This window comes from Brasilonema sennae CENA114 (assembly GCF_006968745.1).
GTDB classification, from domain to species: domain Bacteria; phylum Cyanobacteriota; class Cyanobacteriia; order Cyanobacteriales; family Nostocaceae; genus Brasilonema; species Brasilonema sennae.
The window spans coordinates 3,862,431-3,883,543 of record NZ_CP030118.1; the positions used below are offsets into that span (position 1 = coordinate 3,862,431).

Sequence of the window (21,113 nt, forward strand, 5' to 3'; positions counted from 1 at the left end):
AAAATCAACTAGATTTGAATTTTGAATTTCCCCCAAGGTTTTCCTGGTGTCAATGGCGCGGTGGAACCACTCTGATTCTATCCCGAACTCAGGTGTGAAACGCTGCAGCGGCGACGATAGTAGGTGGGTAGCTGTCTGCGACAATAGCTCGATGCCAGGATTTGATTTCAACTAACAACAAAAGGGTGTTGCGCTATATCGCAACACCCTTGTTGCTTTTCTTCAACGGTCACTATCGGTTTTTTACCAAAAAACTGGGTTTAAAGCTCCGTCCTTCTACGACGGCTTTAGTCAAAACTTGTTATAATCAAAATGCCGGGGTGAAACTCCTCTAACATCGTGAAACAGTTAAGACACATTTTGAGTTAGGAATTTTAGGGGTAACGAGCAGCGAGAACTCGATAAACAGCTAAGATTTTCAAGCGATTGTCGAAAATTAAAAAGTTTTTGGAGTAATCCGCGTACCGTGGGGCACACGGAAACGTATCCTGAAATGGATTACATGCCAAGGTGGTGTGGTAAGCCCACTATTAGCTAACATCGCCCTCCACGGAATAGAAAATATTCACCAATCTGTGCGAGACGCCGATGATATGGTAATAATTTTAAAACCCGAAGACAATGCAACAAAAATACTTGAAAAAACAAGCCAGTTTTTAGGAGCAAGAGGGTTAAAGGTAAGTGAGAAAAAGACAAAACTAACCGCAACGACAGATGGATTTAACTTCCTTGGGTGGCATTTTAGAGTGCAAAGCAACGGAAAATTTAGATGTACTCCCTGAGTGGATAACTATAAAAAGTTTCGTCATAAGGTAAAAGCCATCGTTAATAGCTCAAATTATGGCGCTAAGGTAAAAGCTGCAAAGCTCGCACCAATAGTTAGAGGATGGAGAAACTACCACAAGTTCTGCAATATGGATTCCTCAAAATTCTCACTTTGCTTGTTAAATCACAGAACGTGGAAAGTGTTCAATAAAGAAACAAAGCAAACGGGAGAATCAACCAATAAACTGATTGAAATCGCATTTCCCAAGGTTTCTTACTCCGAAAATAAACACGTCAATTTTAAAGGAAATAAATCACCCTACGACGGCGACCTAACGTACTGGAGCGAACGCAATAGTAAGCTCTACGACGGAGAAACCTCTAAAGCTCTCAAAAAGCAAAACCATACATGTGGATATTGTGCATTAAAATGTACAAGTGAAGAACGAGTACATCTACACCATATAGACGGAAACCACAACAATTGGAAACCAAAAAATCTAGATGTTGTACTCGATGTCAGAAAATGTCAGGGTTAAAAGTATCAGTAAATGCAAGTGATCGCAAGATATAGCAACCGCCAAGGCGGTTTGATCAGAAACTAGAAGTAGTCCCTTTTTTTATCCTGTAGAGTGCGATACAAAGTAGTGTCAAGCCTCCTGCTTATCGCATTCTTATATGTCCAAAGCCTACAGTTACGACCTTCCTCAAAAGGTCATCCAATCTATCGAACTTGATGACTTACAGCGGTTTTCAGATGAATAGACCACAATGAGCGAACCAACCCCAAGCATCATCAGAGGAGATTTGCTTAGTAATAATCTGCGTTAAAGCGTGGGTTTTGTGCCTCAGTAGTTCTCGCTTTTACAGTACGTAAACACTGTTTGAGTTTTGACCAGCACAATTCAATTGGGGATAAATCCGGTGAATAAGGAGGCAAAAACACTACCCTTGCACCAACAGCTTCAATCACCTCTTGAATTACCGCAGCAGTGTGTACCGACAAATTATCCATCACTATAATGGCTCCCACCCACAACTGAGGTGCCAAAACCTCTTGGACGTAGGTTACAAATACGTTGGTGTTCACACTACCCGCAATACTCATGGTGGCAATAAGTCCATCCACACTCAGTGCCCCGATTAATGATATATTTTTTCCTCGATTTCTGGGGCAAGAGTCGTACAACCGCTCACCACGTGGTGCACGCCCATATAGCCGGGTCATTCCCAACTTTAGACCTGATTCATCTACAAATACCAAATTATGTGGATCAACGCTCAACACCCAATCCCGATACTCAAAGCGCATTTGTTCAACTCGTGGGCTGTCTTGCTCACTGGCATAAAGTGTTTTTTTTTAGTGCTTAACTCCAACCGTTGAACAGCACGATGCATGGTCGGTACGCTGACTTGAATCCCATTGTGTTTCGCCAAACGCTCACATAATTCTGACAATGTGGCATCCGGTTGTTGATCCACTAACTGCTGCACTGTTGGTAAGTCCTCAACCGTTATTTTGGCGTTAAGCGTTCGCGTAGCGTGCGCCTCTGGCGCTTAGCTCTCCGTTTGCGTAGCGCCCCTCTTAGGGGCTAGGAATCGCACCACCTGCATGAGGTTTCGGAGTCACTTGTCCTGTGTAACTATTGCGACATATCAAACGTTGAACAAACGATAAACTCACTTTGAATCGGTCGGCGAGTTGTCGAACCGACCCTTCTTTAGCATTATAAGCATCAATCACACGTTGGCGTACATCCGTTGAGTAAGGAGCAGGCATTTACTTATGAGTATTTTTACTGCCCCTCTATTTTACTATATTTGTAGTCTACTCAACTGAAAACCGCTGTAATGCACAGTCTCACCGGCATTGAAGAAAATTGGCTTCACTCGAAAAAAAAGATCTACGGCTACCGTGAGCGCGATGAAGGCAAACAGCAGGCGTTTGTAGAGCAGTTGTCCACACTACCCCCAGATAAAATTTTATACCTCGATGAGTCTGGGATGGATCACCGCTCTCAAGTATGATTATGGTTGGAATCAAAAAGGGCAGCGCTTTCATGCACTTAAATCAGGGCGACGTGAGGGGGGGTAAACATGATTGCAGAACTATGTAAGCAAAATTTAATAGCTCCCTTCGCTTTTGTTGGAGTGTGTAATCGAATACTGTTTGAAACCTGGCTGGAAACTTGTTTGCTTTCGACACTTGAACCCGGACAGGTTGTGGTAATCGATAATGCCAGACTTCATAGTAATTTGATATTATGTACATGTATAGGTGCAGAATATAGATCACTTTAAACCAAATTAGGGCTGGCAACTTCAGTGTATGCATAGTCACAACCTTTTATGCCAAGAATGAAGTGGATTAGATATTTTTATGTGTTTTTTGTGTGGATATATAGATATAATTCCGGATAACCGTTAAGACATAGTGAAGAATGATATATAGTGTAAAAATTGTGTAAACTGTAGTGCTTAAGTAGGTCAAGCTAAAAAAACTTAAAAGATAAATTCTGCGATCGCTTCGTTGCTACTTAGATAATATATATCAATTTTCCAGTGATATTTATTGAATTTGAAGATCGAATAAATATGAAGTGTTATATAATAATATAAATAAATCTAAAAATTTAGCTTATTTCTTGGTCTTAACAGAGGTTTCATTATTTCAATCTTATTTTATTTGTCAAGTTATTAAAGGATGAGCAATATGCGACTAAAAAGATGGGAATCTCCTCGGCAAGAAGGTAGAAATGACAAAGGTAGAGGGGGTTCTGCAAGGCAGAGACAAGTTAAGAAACAACAGCAAATGCTTCGGAAAAGACTTAAAGAAGGCAGTAAACTCGAAAAAGACAATCAAGCAGATAGTAGAAAACAAGGAAAAAAGAAAAAGCAAAGACAGGGGGAAGAAAATTTAATCTTCCCCCTGATTTTTTCATTTCTTAGCAAAGACAACATAGTTTGTCACGGCAGGCTACATAAGGTGTCAAAGTTGAACGATAAATAAGACTCTATTAACTTGATCAAGTAAGAATTGCTCGATTTAGAGCAAAGAAAATGTATTTAAAATCACAGTTAGTTTTCCTGATTCAGTGTTAGCTCTTGTTTTTTTGATTGTCTGTGATTTTGCTGAGCAAATTTCAATATATGTACTCATCAAATCTTTCTTTTTTTAATAGAAAAAAATATAAAATCAATGTAATTTTGATATAAAGTTAATGTAAAGTTTCATAAAATATGCTTAAAGAAGTAGATTTTTAGAGTAAAGTAAAATACAGGCTAATGTAAATAAATTCATACCAGGGAAGTCGGCGATTTCTAGTAAAAGCTACTGCATCTCCATGTGTTAACTTTCGACTGTGTACTAAAAGTTGAAATGAGTCAGTCAAGTGAGATAGACTGATACACTTCAAAGTTTGGGATGGTCGTAAAGATGATTTGTTCTCTGTTAGACACAAGGAGTGACTTATGGTAGGAAGAGCTTTTCTACCGACTCAAAGAGTATTAGATTTTCCGATTACTGCCTTACGCTTAGATGATCAGATACGAACAATGTTGCGATGGGCGATCGCACATGAAAGTAAAACTGTATGTGTTGCAAACGTACATATGCTAATGGAGGCATATTGGAATCCAGACTTTGGTACTGTACTGAAGAATGCAGACCTCGTCACTCCTGACGGTATGCCTGTGGTGTGGATGATGAAACTTTTGGGGGTAAAATACCAAGACCGCGTAGCAGGAATCGATATTCTACAGGCATCGTGTGCGCTTGCTCAAGAATCGAATGTCAGTGTTTATTTTATGGGTTCTCAAACAGAGGTTCTTTCTCAGATGAGAGAAAGGTTAACTCAGGAATTTCCCAACCTGAATATTGCAGCGATGGAACCTTTGCCTTTTCGTCCCCTGACACCAACAGAAGATAAAGCACTTATCGAAAGAATCAATTCCAGCGGAGCTGGTTTGGTGTTTGTCTGTTTAGGATGTCCCAAACAAGAAAATTGGATGGCGCAGCACAAGGACAGAATTCAAGCAGTCATGGTTGGGCTGGGTGGTGCTTTCCCAGTTTATGCAGGTCTCCATAAAAGAGCACCACGCATGGTGCGGGATTCTGGTTTGGAATGGCTTTATCGATGGATACAAGAACCCCGTCGCCTTTGCAAACGCTATACCAAGACTATTCCACCATTTCTTTGGTTGGCTTTTAAGCAACTATTGACTTCAACTTCGTTGATCAGTACACCATTCCATATTCGTGAACGATACTTAGGATGGAGAGATTAGTAGATTGGTGAGTGTGGTGATATTAAAGTGATTCATTCTTTTCAATAACAAAGTTCATTGCTAGCAGACATTGTGACTGGGTAAGAAGAACTTAGTTATTATGTGATACTCACTGTTAATCCATAGCGAACGATTTATACAGTGGGTTTCAGAATACAACACAAAGTAGTACCAGGAGACTTTAGTCATAAAAATTTCCTGAGTGTTCTGTATCTTCTGCTCAGACACTTTTGCAGCCGTGCCCTTCGGGCATAGGGCTGTAGGACATACCCTGAAGTGGTGAGTGCCGACACTGCCATGATGAAGTAGGAAGCAATACCATTTTAAAAAATGTTTGCGACAGATACCCCACTGGCGAAGACGGCGCACCCTCACGCCCGTTGTGCCGACTAACGTGAGGGTTGGGGAGTGGCTTTGGCTTCATCTGTTGCATTCTTTTTTTTAACTGGTATAAGCACCCTACTTTATCGTCACGGGAGCTACAAATGTAAAAAATCAACCCATTGTTGATGGAATTTTGTAGCGATTTCGGTTGCCCAAAGTTAAGCTATGTATGTAAAACAGAGTTTTCGAGCAAAGTTTTAACTTGCGAAAACTGCTGTAATCAACAACAAACTAGGAAGATGCAAACTTTTTTAGTGACTGGTGGATTAGGTTTCATCGGTTCTAACTTCATCTTGAAAGCTAGAAAAAAACTTTGGGCTAATATTATCAATCTCGACAAACTGACCTACGCAAGCAATCCTCAAAATCTAGAAGATTTGCAGAATGATTCAGGATATCATTTTGTTCGTGGAGACATTGGTGATATTGAACTGATACCTCATGTTCTAAAGCAGTACCAACCAGACACCATTATCAACTTTGCCGCTGAGAGCCATGTTGATCGTTCAATTCTCAGTCCTCAGGATTTTATTCAAACAAACGTAGTAGGAACCTTCCAACTTCTAGAAGCTAGCAGAGCTTACTGGGAAAAATTATCCTTGCAAAAGCGAGAGCAGTTCCGTTTATTGCATGTGTCTACAGACGAAGTCTACGGCACATTGAGTCCAACAGATCCAGCATTTCGGGAAGACACTCCATATGCTCCTAATAGTCCCTATGCTGCATCAAAAGCAGGTTCTGACCATCTTGTCAGAGCTTACTATCACACCTATGGTCTCCCCACTTTAATCACCAACTGCTCCAATAACTATGGTCCACGCCAGTTTCCCGAAAAACTGATTCCTCTAATCATTCTCAATGCTTTAAACGGGAAACCTTTACCAATCTACGGTGATGGACAGAATATCAGAGATTGGTTGTATGTTGTGGATCATTGCGAAGCTCTTTACCTAGTTTTAAAAAATAGCTCTATTGGAGAGACTTATAACATTGGTGGTAATAATGAGCAAACAAACTTAGCAGTCGTTGAGAAAATTTGTGCAATCCTCGATGAATTAGCTCCCAAACCAGGTTTGTGTCACTCCTGTTTGATAACTTTTGTCAAAGACCGCCCAGGACACGACCGAAGATATGCAATTGATTGTAGTAAGATCAGCACAGAGTTGGGCTGGCAACCAAAGGAGGATTTTGAGAGTGGTTTGTTGAAAACAATTCAGTGGTATTTAAGCAATCTAACGTGGGTTGAGCAAGTGCAATCTGGTGCCTACCAAAGTTGGATTCAGGAGAACTACGGAGACAGAGAAACAGTTTTATCAACAAAAGCGAAATCCTGAAATACCTGAGGAGCAGTTAAGCATGAGGGGCATAATTTTAGCTGGCGGTTCTGGTACACGGTTGTATCCACTGACTCAAGTGGTCAGCAAACAACTGATGCCTGTCTACGATAAGCCAATGATTTACTACCCCTTGTCTACTCTCATGTTAGCTGGGATTCGTGAAATTCTCATCATCTCTACACCTGCTCACCTACCGTTGTTTCAACAACTTCTACAGGATGGTAGCCAGTGGGGTCTTAAGTTTAGCTATGTTGAGCAACCAAAGCCTGAAGGAATAGCACAGGCATTCATCCTAGGTAAAGATTTTATCGGCAACAACCCCGTATGTCTGATTTTAGGTGATAATATCTTCTACGGACATGGTCTAGTTGATGTACTCACTCGTGCGGCTCAGTTGCGTGAGGGGGGACTGATTTTTGGTTATCGAGTCGCTGAACAAGAGCGATACGGAGTGGTTGAATTTGATGCAGCAGGTCAAGTCATGAGTTTAGAGGAAAAGCCAAAGTTTCCCAAGTCTAACTATGCTGTACCAGGTATTTACTTTTATGATGCTCAGGTTTGTGAAATTGCATCTCAACTTAAACCCTCAGCCCGGAATGAACTAGAAATCACTGATTTGAGCCAAGAGTATCTCCGCAGAGGGCAACTGAAAGTTGAAATTTTAGGTCGAGGCTACGCTTGGTTAGATACGGGTACTCATGAATCTCTTCATCAGGCTGCTAGCTTTATTCAAACTTTGGAACAACGACAAGGCTTGAAAATAGCTTGTATTGAAGAAATTGCCTACTGCCAAGGATATATCGATGCAGACCAACTCTATCAGCTCGCTAAACCATTAGTGAAAAGCAGCTATGGGCGTTATCTAATGGATATGATCAATGATGATATCCGTACGACTCAAGGTAAAATCAGCTAATGACTTGCAAGAAGGAAGAACGCAGAAACTGAGAGGGTAGGACTGTGAAGGTTATACAGACCGAAATACCTGATGTATTAGTGATTTCACCACGAGTTTTTGAAGATGAGCGTGGCTTTTTTTACGAAAGTTACAATGAACGGGTTTGGCAACAGAAGGCTCATTTTGTAGAACACTTTGTACAAGACAATCACTCTCGTTCAGCTAAGAACGTATTACGCGGTCTGCATTATCAAATTAAGCAACCTCAAGGCAAATTGGTGAGAGTTGTAGTTGGTGAAGTATTTGATGTCGCTGTGGACTTGAGGATGAGTTCTAAATATTTCGGTCAATGGGTAGGGGTTCATCTGAGCGCCAAGGACAAGCAGCAACTATGGATACCAGCAGGTTTTGCTCACGGCTTCTTGGTGCTTTCAGAATATGCTGAGACACATTACAAAACAACAGATTATTACGCGCCAGAGTATGAACGTAGCATTTTGTGGAATGACCCAGATTTAGCGATCGCCTGGCCCCTCCAGAACATCGCCTGGCCCCTCAAAGAAGAACCCATTCTTTCTGCTAAAGATAAAGCCGGTCAACGACTGAAAGAGGCTGAAGTGTTTGCATGACTAGAATACTCTTAACAGGAAGCACAGGTCAAGTTGGTTGGGAACTACAGCGAACTTTGATGACTCTTGGAGAAGTGATTGCTGTGGGACGTGAAATCTCCTCCTGTGGTCTACTCATGGATCTTTCTCAACCGGACACCATTCGTCATGTGATTCGTGAAGTTCAGCCTGACTTAATTGTAAATCCAGCTGCATACACTGCTGTGGATAAGGCAGAGTCAGAACCAGAATTAGCAATGGCTGTCAATGGAACTGCACCAGGTGTCATTGCAGAAGCAGCCAAGCAGTTGGGAGCAGGAGTGATTCATTATTCTACAGATTACGTGTTCAACGGTCATCAAGCGACACCATACACAGAGCAAGACGAACCTGAGCCGCAAAATATCTACGGAAAAACAAAACTAGCTGGTGAAAAGGCAATTCAAGCAGTTGGTGTGCCTCATTTGATTCTAAGAACAAGTTGGCTCTATGGCTTGAGAGGTAAAAACTTTTTGCTCACGATGCTAAAATTAGCACGGGAACGTGAAGAGCTAAAAGTTGTAGATGATCAAGTGGGAGCACCAACTTGGAGCCGGATGATTGCAGAATTCACAGCACAAATTCTCTCTCAAGGAACACAGGATTTGATTGGTTTTTTGAACAAAAATAGTGGGATATATCATCTCACTGCTAGTGGTCAGACAAGTTGGTATGGCTTTGCAAAAGCGATTTTTGAATTTGACTCCAAACGCAGTGAGCACAAGCTAAAGAACTTGCTAGCAATCTCCTCACAACAATATCCAACGCCAGCAACTCGACCAGCTTATTCCTCGTTAGATACTCAGAAAATCTCTCGTACATTTGGGTTAGCTTTACCTAGCTGGCAAAGAAATTTAGAGTTGGTGCTTGGTTCATAAGGTTTTTAAGAAATTTGATAATTAGCGCTATTGCCTGTTCTACATTGCTGTGCGAGAACTACCAGAAATTTTATGCCAAATCTATTGTAAAGATTAGATGAAGACGTAAAAAAGATACAAATACTTCCTGATATTAGGGTGTGTGTAAAGAAGTAATAAGAGGAATAACAACAGTGTTTTCTCTGAATTTTCAAATCATTCTTTTGGCTGCAACCACGCATTGTTTCGATTAATGCAATATACAGGTAAGTAGATGAACACAAAAGAACTCACAATCGAGGCAGGTCGGGCTGAAAAGCAGTACTGGAAAGACCTGTGGACATACCGGGAACTGTTCTACTTTCTTGCATGGCGTGACATTTTAGTGCGCTACAAACAAACGGCGATCGGACTCGCTTGGGCACTAATCCGACCGTTTTTGACAATGGTTGTGTTCACAGTTGTATTTGGCAATATAGCTAAGCTTCCATCTGAGGGTGATGCACCTTACCCAATTTTGGTATATTCAGCGCTGTTGCCTTGGCAGTTTTTTTCTGGTGCGCTGACTGAGTGCAGCAACAGCTTAATTAATAACGCTAACCTGGTTTCCAAAGTCTACTTTCCCCGGTTGATTGTGCCGACGAGTGCAGTGATTGTCAGCTTCGTGGACTTTTTGGTTTCTGGGATGATTTTACTGGCACTGATGGCATGGTATAACTTTGTGCCAGACTGGCGCATTCTAACTCTGCCAATATTTATTTTGATTGCGTTTGGAGCGTCAATTGGAGCAGGGTTGTGGTTAGCAGCATTGAACGTGAAGTATCGAGATTTTCGCTTCATTGTGCCGTTTATTGTTCAGTTTGGGCTTTATGTTTCACCTGTGGGGTTTAGCAGCAAGGTTATTGCTCAACGGTTTTCTGAACAGTTGCTGCTGCTGTATTCGCTCAACCCAATGGTAGGGGTGATCGACGGTTTCCGCTGGGCGATTTTGGGCGGAGAATCGCAGATATATTTACCAGGGTTTGCGCTATCTGTTGCTTTTGTGGTGGTGCTGCTGTGGAGCGGAATCTGGTATTTCCGTAAAACGGAACGCAAGTTTGCTGACGTAATTTAGCGAGGAGTGGATAAGGTGTCGGATACAGCCATTAGAGTTGAAAATCTCAGTAAAAAGTACGTTCTCAGTCACCAGCAGACAGGAGGAAGTGGTAGCTATAATTCTTTGCGTGACAAGATCACAGATGGGACAAAGTCTCTTGGTAAGAAATTACTGAAACCTGCTCAGAAGACATCTAAGCCTACCCGTGAAGAGTTTTGGGCGTTGAAGGATGTTTCGTTTGAAATCAAGCAGGGCGACAGGGTTGGTATCATAGGTCGCAACGGTGCAGGAAAATCGACTTTATTGAAGATTTTAAGCCGGATTGTGGAGCCGACCAATGGAAAGATATCGATTAAAGGACGCATAGCAAGTCTGTTGGAAGTAGGCACAGGTTTTCACCCAGAGTTAACCGGTCGAGAAAATGTCTTTCTCAATGGCGCAATTCTGGGCATGAGCAAGGAGGACATTAAACGCAACTTTGATCAGATTGTGGCGTTTGCAGAAGTAGAAAAATTTTTGGATACGCCAGTGAAACGGTATTCATCAGGTATGTATGTGCGTTTGGCATTTGCTGTTGCTGCTCATTTAGAGCCAGAGGTTTTGATCCTAGATGAAGTGTTAGCAGTAGGAGATAGCGAGTTTCGGAAAAAATGTATGCAAAAAATGAGAGATATCTCGGAGAAAGAAGGTAGAACAGTTCTATTTGTTAGCCACGACTTGGGTGCAATAAAAACATATTGTAATAAGGGAATAATGCTTCAGCGTGGTCAAGTTTACAGTGAAGGAGACATTGATAATGTTACAAGCGCTTATTTATCAGCAGCTAAAACTTCAAATTTCCGAGCGGTAATGCGCTCAAATTGCGGCAGATTTGAACTGAAGCGCCCCTTTTGGGTAAATGATAAAGGTCAAGAGGTTTATGAGTATGCATGGGGAGAAAGCTATAGATTAAGGTTTGAATTCTATTTTTTTGAGAAGGTAAGTAGAATCAACCCTGGTTTCTTTTTAGTAGATGATGAAGGTAGAAAAGTCTTCACTTCACATCTCCTAGATGATCAACAGTTCAAATTTACAAAGCCTTTATCAGGAAAAGTAATAATTGATACGGATTTTAATCTGCCATCATTGGCTCCTGGTGAGTATCAAATTGTTTTTGGTGTTAGGAATGAGTCTGAACATGATGCTATCTTCTTTGATGATGAGTTGATTCAGTTAAAAATTGTCTATTTAGAACCACCTAAAAACGGTACAGGTGGAATGCTTTGGCATACAAGTAAGTGGTTATTGGTAGATGAAAATTTGACGGTATCCTTTTAAAGGATTTTTTATTTTCTCTATTTAAATAAAGGAAGTGTAAAATATGTACATTTATTTATAATTGACACACAAATGGCAAATCCGAAACTATGGTTATTAATGATATGAATAAAAATCTAGCAAAAATTAGGGCAATAATTCAAAAAAAACGTCAATTTTTTATATGCTGGTTGTTTGAAAAATATCCTGTGTTTGTGATTAGAATACTCTATTTACTTAACAAGCGCCACCTGATTAGGATCTGGGATCCTTGGATTGTGAAAAATAGTGACGAGTATATATTATTCAGCTTAGCTAGTTTAGCATTTTATGAACCATTTTGGTCAGAGGGAATAATTCTACAGTTTGTTTCTAAAGACTTGAAGAGATGGTCATTGAAAAATTACGCTTTGAAGCCAGATAAGTGTGAATGGCGAAATGGTAGGATGTTAGCTGGTTCTTGCGTTCAGGAAAATGATAAGTTTTATCTATTCTACTCTGCATCGCCTAAAGCTCCAAATCTGCTAATGGAAACTATTGGTCTTGCTGTTTCACAAGATTGCTATAATTGGCAAAGGCATAAAAGTTCTGAAGTTTTAATAGTTCCAGATAATAATATTTACGGAAGTTGTACAACTTTTGGTTGCCTTCTTGAGCATCGTCAGTGTCGAGATCCATATATCTTTAAATGTCATCTCACTAACCAGTACTATCTCATTTTTTCCGCCGTAGTTCCCAAGGGTCATCCACTTTATCGTGGTTGTGTAGGTCTTGCAGTATCTCAGTCTATCGAAGGACCTTATAAATTACTTCAACCATTGCTCTATCCTCAACTTAATGAACTTGATGAAGGCATTTTTTATGAACTTGAGAGACCCCAGATAATATTTAAAAATGGAAAATACTATCTTTTCTTCTCTGCATGGATGCATACTATAAACCCAAAAGCAATAAACTACTACAACCATCTAGATTTAAGTGATTCATGCATTTATTGTTATACTTGTGACACAATTGAAGGCTCTTTTATGCGTTCCTCAGAATTTATTTTTGTGCCTGGTAGTGAAAAAACTGGTTTATACGGAACGAACTTTATTCAAGATGAAGAAGGCAGATGGTTTGCTTATGGATGGTATCCAGAATCTTTTACATATGAAGTAAGTCGCAAATTTCCAGTAATTTGGGATATGGAAGTTCCCAGAATTATAGTATCTGGTGAAAATTAGTTAGTATTTGTGAATGTCTATCCAATAATTATTATGATGCAGTTAAAACAAATCAAAAAAATAAAATATCCTCAAATTTATTCTGTACCTGAAGAAGTTCACAGACCGTTCTGGTCTGTAATGATTCCCACTTACAATTGCGCTAATTATCTTGCTCAAACTCTTGAGAGTGTTTTATCTCAAGATTTAGGATCAGAGCATATGCAAATTGAGGTTATCGATGATTGCTCAACCAAAGATGACCCAGAAGCAGTGGTTAGAGAAATTGGTAAAGGACGAGTATCTTTCTATCGTCAACCTCAAAATGTAGGTGCAATTCGTAATTTCAACACCTGTATTCAGCGTAGTGTAGGACAGTTTGTCCACATACTTCATGGTGATGATTTCGTTGCACCAAATTTTTACTCATCCTACGAAAGTCTCATACAATCGCATCCGGATGTAACCTTAATTATTAGCCCAGCAATTTTTGTAAATGAAAAAAATGAGCAGATCCGCATTGAGCCGCTACTCTCCAATATAGACGGAGTTGTAGTAGACTTCCTAAAAATAGAGGCTGTGAGAAACGTAATTCAAACACCTGCTGCGGTTGTACCTCGTAAAGTCTATGAGCAGATTGGTGGCTTCTATGAACCACGTTTCCATACTGCTGATTGGGAAATGTGGTTCAGAGCAGGTCTTTATGGCAAAGTGGTAACTCTAGATAGGCAAGTCGCTTATTATCGGATTCATTCAGGAAGTGATACGAGTCGTCTAATCCTCACCGGTAAAAATATTCAAGAGTGTAAGGATGCAATTGATATGTGTATGCGTCAGTTGCCAGAGAAACTTCGAGAGGAACTTAATGATAATAAATATTCCGAGATTACAGAGCTAGCTCGTTTCTTACACTTAGATTTAGCAAAGAAAAAATTGTGGAAAAGTAGTTTAATTCATGCAAGCTGGAGCCTAAGGCTGGAGCCTAGTAAATCTTCTGTTAAAGTTTATTTAATTGCCTTAGCTCGATATGTGTTATACGGAGCTTTAAATTTTGATATGAAATTCCTCAAACTTAAACAAAATATATCTGATGCTAACTAAATGAGTTTAAACAACATATTAATGCTCTCTACACTACGATCTCTACAGTACAGTTCGCTCAAGCATTGCCTTACAGGAAACATATTGGAGGAGTAATATGATTTTCGCTCCAACTCTAACACTTTCAACCACGACCTCAATTACTTCTGAGAATAACCGTCTTTGCCTGATTTCTGGCTCAGCCAATCTCCCACTATCTCAGGAAGTGGGTCAATATCTGAGCATGGAACTGACTCCTACAGTCTGTAAACGGTTTGCTGATGGAGAGATTTATATCCAAATTCTGGAATCAATCCGAGGTTGCGACGTATATCTGATTCAACCCACTTGTCGTCCAGTCAACGATCATCTCATGGAATTGATGATCATGATTGATGCCTGTCGTCGCGCCTCAGCAAGGCAAATCACAGCAGTGTTGCCCTACTCTGGCTATGCCAGAGCAGATCGTAAGACAGCTGGACGGGAATCAATTACGGCTAAACTAGTAGCAAACCTAATTACCAAAGCGGGTGCTGATCGCGTTCTGGCGATGGATTTGCACTCTGCTCAAGTTCAAGGCTTCTTCGACGTTCCACTAGATCATGTCTACGGCTCTCCTATCCTGCTAGATTACCTGCAAAGCAAGCAACTTTCTGATATCGTTGTCGTTTCTCCTGATGTGGGCGGAGTAGGGCGTGCACGAGCATTTGCCAAGCAACTCAACGATGCACCGCTTGCCATTGTCGATAAGCGTCGTCAGGTACACAATGTTGCTGAAGTTATGAATCTCATTGGTGAGGTGCAAGGTAAAACGGCTGTTCTTGTGGACGACATGATAGACACAGCAGGTACTATAACTGAAGCGGCAAAACTACTTCGCAAGGAAGGTGCACGGCAAGTTTATGCTTGTGCAACCCATGCAGTCTTTTCACCTCCTGCCCATGAACGTCTATCAAGCGGTTACTTTGAAGAAGTTATCGTTACAAATACCATTCCCCTGGTGGACGAGAACCGCTTTCCACAATTGACAGTCTTATCTGTCGCTAATCTCATCGGTGAGACAATCTTCCGCATTCACAAAGAAAGTTCTGTTAGCAGTATGTTTCATAACTAAATCACAAATCTCCATACACTCAGTTTTCCTAACTCAAACTGTCAAGAAAAAAATAAATCAAGCCTTGCACTTTTGATTGAATACCCTAAAAAAATTGGTGAAATTCTCATGCAAAAGACAGTTTACTCATTCGACGTATTTGAAACATCTTTAATTCGGGTTTGGGCAAAACCAACAGACTTATTTTGGGAATTGGGAAAACAACTAAGGCAACAAAAACTAATCGAAATATCAGCAGACACTTGGCAGCAGATGCGGATAAAAGCAGAAAGCGCAGCAAGAGTTGCATCGAAAACCGGAGAAGTGACTGTAGAACAAATCTACCAACAATTAGCTGGTTTTTTGGGTTGGTCAACAACTCAAGCGCAACAAGCTATGCACAAAGAAATTGCATTAGAGTTGGCTTCTTTGCGTCCGGTACCCGCCATTCAAAAAAGAATACAAGCATTACAGCAAGCAAATGAGCGGGTCATCTACATATCTGATATGTATTTATCTGAGGAAACGATTCGGACTTTCCTCAAAGAAAATAATGTCTGGACACCAGGTAGCTGTTTGTATGTCTCATCCGAAGTAGGTGTCAGCAAGGCAAATGGTAAATTATTTCAACATTGTCTAGCAAAGGAGTCAGTCAAAGCTTCGCAGTTAAATCATATTGGAGACAACTTACACTCTGATGTGAAAATGGCAAAAAAACAGGGGGTTAGAGTTGAGCCTATCTCTCAAACCCACCTAAATCGATACGAACAAATTATTGCAAATGACTCCCAGCTACCTTTGCCCTTCCGCTCACAGCTAGCTGGAATGAGTAGACTTACTCGGTTACATTCAAAAGAAACTAGTCCAAACAAGCAAATTATCTGGGATACAACAGCCAACGTGATTGCGCCGATGTTGTTTGGCTACGTTTACTGGTGCTTGGTGTCAGCCAAAAAAAGAGGAATTAAAAGACTTTACTTTGTTGCCAGGGATGGACAAATTCTCCACAAAATTGCTCAGGAGATTTGTCGAAATTGGGGATATGAAATTGATTGTCGCTATTTGTATGGTTCGCGGCAAGCTTGGCACGCACCTTCATTAATGAAAGTTGGTGAAGACGAATACACATGGATATTTAATGATACAACTTTTTTGTCAGTGCATTCGGTGTGTGAGCGGGTGAACATCACGCCAGAGCAAATTGAAGATGTGCTGGCACGGTTTGGCTTTGCGAAATTCAGGTGGAATCATAATCTCAGTCGTCAGGAACGTAATCAACTCAAGCTAGCGTTTCGTGAACCGGAGGTAGTGGAGTTGATTGTGGCGACTGCTACTAGCTATCGTGAACAGGCAATTGGTTATTTCCGTCAGGAACAGATTGGTGATGGTTTGCCTTTTGCAGTTGTTGATATTGGTTGGACTGGGCGATCGCTGGGTTCTTTTAGCAAAGTATTAAAAAGTGCGGGATTATATCCAGAATCAGGTATGCATGGATTTTACTTTGCTCTAGAAAAACGAGTGAAAGCATTTGCTAGCGACCAGTTACTCACTTATTTTTATGATGGAGACAAACCCGTTGGCGATCGCGATCGCATTTGCCAATACAGATGCCTATTCGAGTTGTTTGTCGCCGCAGATCATGGTGGCACAGCCAGATATGAACAACAGGGCGATCAATATACTCCCGTTCTGCGTTATCAAAAAAATCAAGCCGCAATCAACTGGGGACTGTATGTCCTTCAAAATGCCGCTGTTGAATTTGCCAAGCAGTTGACAACCAATTTGAGTGAGCAAGACTGTCCAGTCGAATTATTTATCAGGGCAACTAATGTGTTAATCGAAGAATTTGTTCAAAATCCTTTTTTCCAGGAAGCAAAAGTATTTGGTTCTTTCTTGATGGCTGAAGATCAAGGTGAAAATAAACTTTATGAGCTGGCACCTGCTTACAGTTTGATTGATTGTTTTAGGTTGATACTTCGTGGTAAACAGCCTCATCAGAACGTTTGGTTCCCAGCATCATTTGCAAGAAGTCATCCGATTTTCAGAATATTTATGAATGAAAGAACAATGAACATGACTCATCATCTTAGGGTCATTGGGGGTAAGTTAAGACGCGGCATTTTACTCAAGCAACTCAGTGAGCCTGCTTAATTCTGGCTCCACACCTCAGTACTACTTGAATAGACCTCTCCAAAAATCGATTTTTAGTGCAAGCGCCGTAAAGGTTTCATAGCCATTTTTGAGAGGTCTAATAGACATAAACACTAAGCCTGTAGTTATTTGATACAAAAAGCTAGTCGGTGAAACCTTCATGCCAAGCCACCTAAATCGATACGAACAACTGATTGCACATGACTCCCAGCTACCTTTGCAATTTCGCTCGCAGCTAGCTGGTGCTACTAAACTTACCCGCTTGCATTCAAAAGAAACTAGCTCAGACAAGCAAATTATCTGGGATACAACAGCCAACGTGATTGCGCCAATTTTGTTTGGCTTCGTTTACTGGTGCTTGGTGTCAGCCAAAAAAAGAGGAATTGAAAGACTCTACTTTGTTGCTAGAGATGGGCAGATTCTCCACAAGATTGCACAAGTGATTTGTCAGAACTGGGGGTACGATATCGATTGTCGCTACCTGTATGGCTCGCGGCAAGCTTGGCACGCCCCTTCATTGATGGAGATTGGTGAAGCCGAACTGGGTTGGATTTTAGATAGCACGACGTTTTTATCGGTTCATTCGGTTTGTGAGCGGGTGAACCTGACACCACAGCAAATCGAAGATGTTTTGATTCGGTTTGAGTTTCCTCCATCCAAGTGGAATCTTAATCTTAGTCGTCAAGAACGCAGCCAACTTGAGCAAGCTTTTCGCGATCCACAGGTAATAGAACTGATTCTCTCGACATCTGCTGTCTATCGTGAGAAGGCAATTGGTTATTTCCGTCAGGAAAAATTAGGCGATGGTTTATCTTTTGCCATTGTTGATATCGGCTGGCTTGGGCGCGCCCAGCGTTCCTTCAGTCAATTATTGAGAAGCGCTGGACTCTATCCAGAATCAGGAGTTCATGGGTTTTACTTTGCTCTAGAAAAGCAGGCAAAAGCGCTCGGAAGCGATCATTTATTAGCATTCTATAATGTAGAAAAACCAGATCGCCACCATATTTCTAAATACAGACACTTATTCGAGCTTTTGGTTGCCGCAGATCATGGTGGCACAATGAGATATGAACAATCTGATAATCAGTATGTCCCCATCCTGCGTTATCAGAAAAATGAAAAAGCAATCAACTGGGGGCTATATGTCCTTCAAAATGCTGGTGTTGAGTTTGCACAGCAGCTTACAACAAATCTGAGTGATAGCAATTGTGCAACAGATCAGTTTCTCAGAGCTAGTGATCTATTAATAGAATCTTTTGTTTATGATCCTTCTCCTATAGAGGCAAAAGTATTCGGTTCCTTTTTAATTGCTGACGATCAGGGCGAAAAAGTACTCTATGAACTAGCACCTGCTTACAATTTTGTTAATTGTTTGAAACTGCTGAGTTTTGGTAGTCAACCATTCAAGGGTGTTTGGTTTCCAGCTTCACTTGCCAGAAGTCATCCTCTTTTTAGAATAGTCCTTAATCCAAACATACTTAATGCCACTCATAATCTAAGGGTCATAGTAGGCAGGCTAAAGCGTAGTATAAGAGCGAAAACAGAGACTGAACCGGCCTCGCGCCTAGTGGACACTTGACATGAACATAAATAGTCATTGTGACCATTGCAAATACAGGCTAAAAAAAATTTATGAACCAACTTATTTAGGAATTTGAAATTCAAAAAACAGGTGTGATGACGTTGCCAAAAGACTCTCCCCTGAGTCAGTGTATCAGTCGTTTGTAGCTCGAATGCATCAGCACCTATATCAACCAGCTATTGAAGTCTAGACAAATTGGATTAGGGAGGGATATGTGACAGACAAATTTGCTATCAGAGTAAAAAAACTATTGAACCTTCGCGATTGGTCATCCCAAGTGATGTCCACAGCAGGTGGGAACCTGCACAAAAAAAGCATTGAGTGGCTAAATTTTAGTGGTTCTCATACTTTCATTGACAGAAGTAAGAAAAGCGATCGCCTTTTGATTGTACTTGCTGGTTACAAAAGTTTTTTGTATCCGCTGACTCTGACAAGAATTGCCAAGTTTGTTCCACCTGATATTGATGTCTGTATCCTCTCCTCTGGGTTATATTCTGAAGAACTAGCGGAAATGTCAGCAGTTAATGGCTGGTCTTATCTGTACACAAAAACTAACAAAGTTTCACTAGTTCAGAACTTGGCGATCGCCAAGCATACACAAGCCAAGTGGATCTATAAAATAGATGAGGATGTTTTTATATCAGAAAACTTTTTTGAACGAATCCTAGAAGGATATTTATCTGTCAAAAAAGAGGGGTTATATGACCCAGGTTTTTGTGCTCCGCTACTGAATGTTAATGGTTATTCCTACATCAATTTTCTCAAATTTATCGGTGCTGAGGATGAATACAAAGCTAAATTTGGCGAATTGAAGCATGCAGCTGGCGGCATTAAGGCTTCTGATGATGGAGAAGCAGCCAAGTACTTATGGAAAAAGAGCCTACCATTTGATAAAGTAGCCCATTACATTGCCTCCCAACCTTTCAAATACTCACCATCTCCACATCGTTTCAGCATTGGTGCCATTCTTTTTGAAAAAGAATTTTGGCAAGAAATAGGTGGCTTCAGAACTCCATTAAAACAAGGCGGGCTAGGTATGGATGAAGCATATCTATGTAAAGACTGTATACAACTGTCGAGAGCAATGATTGTTATTCACAACGTGTTTGCTGGACATTTTTCATTTGGACCGCAAACACCTGCAATGAAAGAGTATTTACCAGAAATATACTCTCAACTTTCCTTGGAACCTCAACTTTCCTTTGAACCTCAACTGTCCTTACAAGGGAGTGTAAACCATGAAATTTGATTGGTTAATTGTCGGGGCCGGATATTCAGGCTGTGTGCTAGCTGAGCGAATCGCCAATCAACTAGGGCAGAGAGTACTAATTTTAGACCAGCGAGACCACATCGGCGGCAATGCCTACGATTACTACAACGAGCATGGCATCTTAGTACATAAATACGGTCCCCATATCTTCCACACTAAATCCAAAAAAATTTGGGATTACTTATCCCAATTCACCGAGTGGCGACACTATTTTCACCATGTGCTTGGTGTAGTGGAAGGTAAGAAAGTTCCTATCCCATTTAATTTAAATTCACTTTACGCGCTGTTTCCTCCCCGTTACGCTGAAAAACTAGAGGAACAACTCTTAGAACACTTCGGTTTTGGCGTCAAAGTACCGATTCTCAAGTTGCGTGAAAGCGCTAGTGGAGATTTAGAGTTTTTAGCTAACTACATCTACGAGAACGTTTTCTTACGTTACACAACTAAGCAGTGGCAACTCAAACCAGAGGAACTTGATCGCGGTGTGACAGGACGCGTTCCAGTTTACATCAGCCGAGACAATCGCTATTTCCAAGATCCTTACCAAGCGATGCCAAAGTACGGCTATACCGAGATGTTCCGCCAGATGCTGGCTCACCCCAATATCAAGATACTGCTACAAACGGACTACCGGGAAGTCATTAACGACATCAAATTCAACCGGATGGTTTACACTGGTCCAATTGATACTTTCTTCGACTATATGTATGGCGAGCTACCTTATCGTAGCCTGCGCTTTCAATTTGACACCTTAGATCAAGAACACTACCAGGAAGTAGGTACAGTTAACTACCCCAACGAATACGACATCACCCGCATCACCGAACAAAAGTATCTATCGGGGCAAACTTCACCCAAAACAACTTTGGTCATGGAGTATCCCCAGGCATACGTACCAGGTAAAAATGACCCTTACTACCCGATTCCGCGTGAGGAAAACCGCGACCGATATGACCTCTACTTGAAAGAGGTGGAGAAACTTAACGGTACAGTTATCTTTGCTGGACGCCTTGCCGAGTATAAATACTACGACATGGATCAGGCAGCGTTACGAGCCTTGAGCTTGTTTGAGAAAGAAGTAGCGCAGTGAGTGAGCAGGTTATGCAGTATTTGCCCACCTACTTACCGCCGTAGCCGATCAATATTAGCCAGAGAGTAAATGTTA

18 protein-coding genes, 1 rRNA gene and 2 pseudogenes are annotated in these 21,113 nt (G+C 41.0%); 18 read left to right on the top strand and 3 right to left on the bottom strand.

What is annotated here, in order from left to right; all coding sequences use genetic code 11:
- Nucleotides 1-42 precede the first annotated feature (42 nt).
- Nucleotides 43-160 (top strand): 5S ribosomal RNA (rrf, locus tag DP114_RS16410).
- A gap of 295 nt (nt 161-455) precedes the next feature.
- Nucleotides 456-1,304, top strand: a pseudogene (locus DP114_RS16415) (reverse transcriptase domain-containing protein).
- 272 nt (nt 1,305-1,576) lie between these two features.
- On the opposite strand, the gene DP114_RS16420 reads toward DP114_RS16415, so the two are convergent.
- The 3 genes from DP114_RS16420 to DP114_RS34415 all read right to left on the bottom strand — a co-directional run bounded on the left by DP114_RS16420 (nt 1,577) and on the right by DP114_RS34415 (nt 2,545).
- Nucleotides 1,577-2,077, bottom strand: a complete 501-nt coding sequence (locus DP114_RS16420) for an IS630 family transposase (RefSeq protein ID WP_171976597.1) — start codon at nt 2,075-2,077, stop codon at nt 1,577-1,579.
- On the bottom strand, nt 2,047-2,259 hold the full coding sequence (locus tag DP114_RS34410) for a hypothetical protein (protein ID WP_211178322.1): 213 nt from the start codon (nt 2,257-2,259) through the stop codon (nt 2,047-2,049). The genes DP114_RS16420 and DP114_RS34410 overlap by 31 nt, the downstream gene beginning before the upstream one ends.
- A gap of 91 nt (nt 2,260-2,350) precedes the next feature.
- A complete protein-coding gene (locus tag DP114_RS34415; RefSeq protein WP_211178321.1) occupies nt 2,351-2,545 on the bottom strand; it encodes a hypothetical protein in 195 nt (64 codons plus the stop codon).
- Nucleotides 2,546-2,620: 75 nt separating this feature from the next.
- Between DP114_RS34415 and DP114_RS35035 the strand changes: the two are divergent.
- The 16 genes and pseudogenes from DP114_RS35035 to glf all read left to right on the top strand — a co-directional run.
- Nucleotides 2,621-3,015: pseudogene (locus DP114_RS35035) on the top strand (transposase); the annotation flags it as partial.
- A gap of 463 nt (nt 3,016-3,478) precedes the next feature.
- Nucleotides 3,479-3,775, top strand: coding sequence for a hypothetical protein (locus tag DP114_RS16440; protein WP_171976598.1), 297 nt, complete (start codon nt 3,479-3,481; stop codon nt 3,773-3,775).
- A 461-nt stretch (nt 3,776-4,236) separates the two neighbouring features.
- Nucleotides 4,237-5,052, top strand: coding sequence for a WecB/TagA/CpsF family glycosyltransferase (locus DP114_RS16445; protein WP_171976599.1), 816 nt, complete (start codon nt 4,237-4,239; stop codon nt 5,050-5,052).
- A gap of 623 nt (nt 5,053-5,675) precedes the next feature.
- Nucleotides 5,676-6,770, top strand: coding sequence for a dTDP-glucose 4,6-dehydratase (gene rfbB, locus DP114_RS16450; RefSeq protein WP_169263831.1), 1,095 nt, complete (start codon nt 5,676-5,678; stop codon nt 6,768-6,770).
- A gap of 22 nt (nt 6,771-6,792) precedes the next feature.
- The gene (rfbA, locus tag DP114_RS16455; RefSeq protein WP_169263830.1) at nt 6,793-7,689 is read left to right on the top strand and encodes a glucose-1-phosphate thymidylyltransferase RfbA; all 897 of its coding nucleotides are present in this window, start codon (nt 6,793-6,795) and stop codon (nt 7,687-7,689) included.
- A 44-nt stretch (nt 7,690-7,733) separates the two neighbouring features.
- The gene (rfbC, locus tag DP114_RS16460) at nt 7,734-8,300 is read left to right on the top strand and encodes a dTDP-4-dehydrorhamnose 3,5-epimerase (protein ID WP_171976600.1); all 567 of its coding nucleotides are present in this window, start codon (nt 7,734-7,736) and stop codon (nt 8,298-8,300) included.
- Nucleotides 8,297-9,196 carry a dTDP-4-dehydrorhamnose reductase gene (gene rfbD / locus DP114_RS16465; protein ID WP_171976601.1) on the top strand — a complete coding sequence of 300 codons (900 nt, stop codon included), beginning with the start codon at nt 8,297-8,299 and terminating at the stop codon, nt 9,194-9,196. The genes rfbC and rfbD overlap by 4 nt, the downstream gene beginning before the upstream one ends.
- A 253-nt stretch (nt 9,197-9,449) precedes the next feature.
- A complete protein-coding gene (locus DP114_RS16470; protein WP_171976602.1) occupies nt 9,450-10,289 on the top strand; it encodes an ABC transporter permease in 840 nt (279 codons plus the stop codon).
- Between the two features lie 15 nt (nt 10,290-10,304).
- Entirely contained in the window at nt 10,305-11,588 is a 1,284-nt protein-coding gene (locus DP114_RS16475) for an ABC transporter ATP-binding protein (protein ID WP_171976603.1), read from the top strand.
- A gap of 89 nt (nt 11,589-11,677) precedes the next feature.
- The gene (locus DP114_RS16480; RefSeq protein WP_171976604.1) at nt 11,678-12,793 is read left to right on the top strand and encodes a glycoside hydrolase family protein; all 1,116 of its coding nucleotides are present in this window, start codon (nt 11,678-11,680) and stop codon (nt 12,791-12,793) included.
- Between the two features lie 33 nt (nt 12,794-12,826).
- A complete protein-coding gene (locus DP114_RS16485; RefSeq protein WP_246163247.1) occupies nt 12,827-13,873 on the top strand; it encodes a glycosyltransferase in 1,047 nt (348 codons plus the stop codon).
- 97 nt (nt 13,874-13,970) lie between these two features.
- Nucleotides 13,971-14,966, top strand: coding sequence for a ribose-phosphate pyrophosphokinase (locus DP114_RS16490; protein ID WP_171976605.1), 996 nt, complete (start codon nt 13,971-13,973; stop codon nt 14,964-14,966).
- A 108-nt stretch (nt 14,967-15,074) separates the two neighbouring features.
- A complete protein-coding gene (locus DP114_RS16495) occupies nt 15,075-17,096 on the top strand; it encodes an HAD family hydrolase (RefSeq protein WP_171976606.1) in 2,022 nt (673 codons plus the stop codon).
- Between the two features lie 160 nt (nt 17,097-17,256).
- A complete protein-coding gene (locus DP114_RS16500; protein WP_171976607.1) occupies nt 17,257-18,675 on the top strand; it encodes a hypothetical protein in 1,419 nt (472 codons plus the stop codon).
- 217 nt (nt 18,676-18,892) lie between these two features.
- Nucleotides 18,893-19,927: a hypothetical protein gene (locus DP114_RS16505; protein ID WP_246163248.1), complete on the top strand. Its 1,035-nt coding sequence runs from the start codon at nt 18,893-18,895 to the stop codon at nt 19,925-19,927.
- A complete protein-coding gene (gene glf, locus DP114_RS16510) occupies nt 19,917-21,038 on the top strand; it encodes a UDP-galactopyranose mutase (RefSeq protein ID WP_169263821.1) in 1,122 nt (373 codons plus the stop codon). The genes DP114_RS16505 and glf overlap by 11 nt, the downstream gene beginning before the upstream one ends.
- Nucleotides 21,039-21,113: the final 75 nt, after the last annotated feature.

What these genes read in the sequence shown, in the direction of transcription:
- DP114_RS16420 (WP_171976597.1), bottom strand. Translation starts at nt 2,077, where the DNA reads ATGCGCTTTGAGTATCGGGATTGGGTGTTGAGCGTTGATCCACATAAT.
- DP114_RS34415 (WP_211178321.1), bottom strand. Translation starts at nt 2,545, where the DNA reads ATGCCTGCTCCTTACTCAACGGATGTACGCCAACGTGTGATTGATGCT.
- DP114_RS16440 (WP_171976598.1), top strand. Translation starts at nt 3,479, where the DNA reads ATGCGACTAAAAAGATGGGAATCTCCTCGGCAAGAAGGTAGAAATGAC.
- DP114_RS16445 (WP_171976599.1), top strand. Translation starts at nt 4,237, where the DNA reads ATGGTAGGAAGAGCTTTTCTACCGACTCAAAGAGTATTAGATTTTCCG.
- rfbB (WP_169263831.1), top strand. Translation starts at nt 5,676, where the DNA reads ATGCAAACTTTTTTAGTGACTGGTGGATTAGGTTTCATCGGTTCTAAC.
- rfbA (WP_169263830.1), top strand. Translation starts at nt 6,793, where the DNA reads ATGAGGGGCATAATTTTAGCTGGCGGTTCTGGTACACGGTTGTATCCA.
- rfbD (WP_171976601.1), top strand. Translation starts at nt 8,297, where the DNA reads ATGACTAGAATACTCTTAACAGGAAGCACAGGTCAAGTTGGTTGGGAA.
- DP114_RS16470 (WP_171976602.1), top strand. Translation starts at nt 9,450, where the DNA reads ATGAACACAAAAGAACTCACAATCGAGGCAGGTCGGGCTGAAAAGCAG.
- DP114_RS16480 (WP_171976604.1), top strand. Translation starts at nt 11,678, where the DNA reads ATGGTTATTAATGATATGAATAAAAATCTAGCAAAAATTAGGGCAATA.
- DP114_RS16485 (WP_246163247.1), top strand. Translation starts at nt 12,827, where the DNA reads ATGATGCAGTTAAAACAAATCAAAAAAATAAAATATCCTCAAATTTAT.
- DP114_RS16490 (WP_171976605.1), top strand. Translation starts at nt 13,971, where the DNA reads ATGATTTTCGCTCCAACTCTAACACTTTCAACCACGACCTCAATTACT.
- DP114_RS16495 (WP_171976606.1), top strand. Translation starts at nt 15,075, where the DNA reads ATGCAAAAGACAGTTTACTCATTCGACGTATTTGAAACATCTTTAATT.
- DP114_RS16500 (WP_171976607.1), top strand. Translation starts at nt 17,257, where the DNA reads ATGCCAAGCCACCTAAATCGATACGAACAACTGATTGCACATGACTCC.
- glf (WP_169263821.1), top strand. Translation starts at nt 19,917, where the DNA reads ATGAAATTTGATTGGTTAATTGTCGGGGCCGGATATTCAGGCTGTGTG.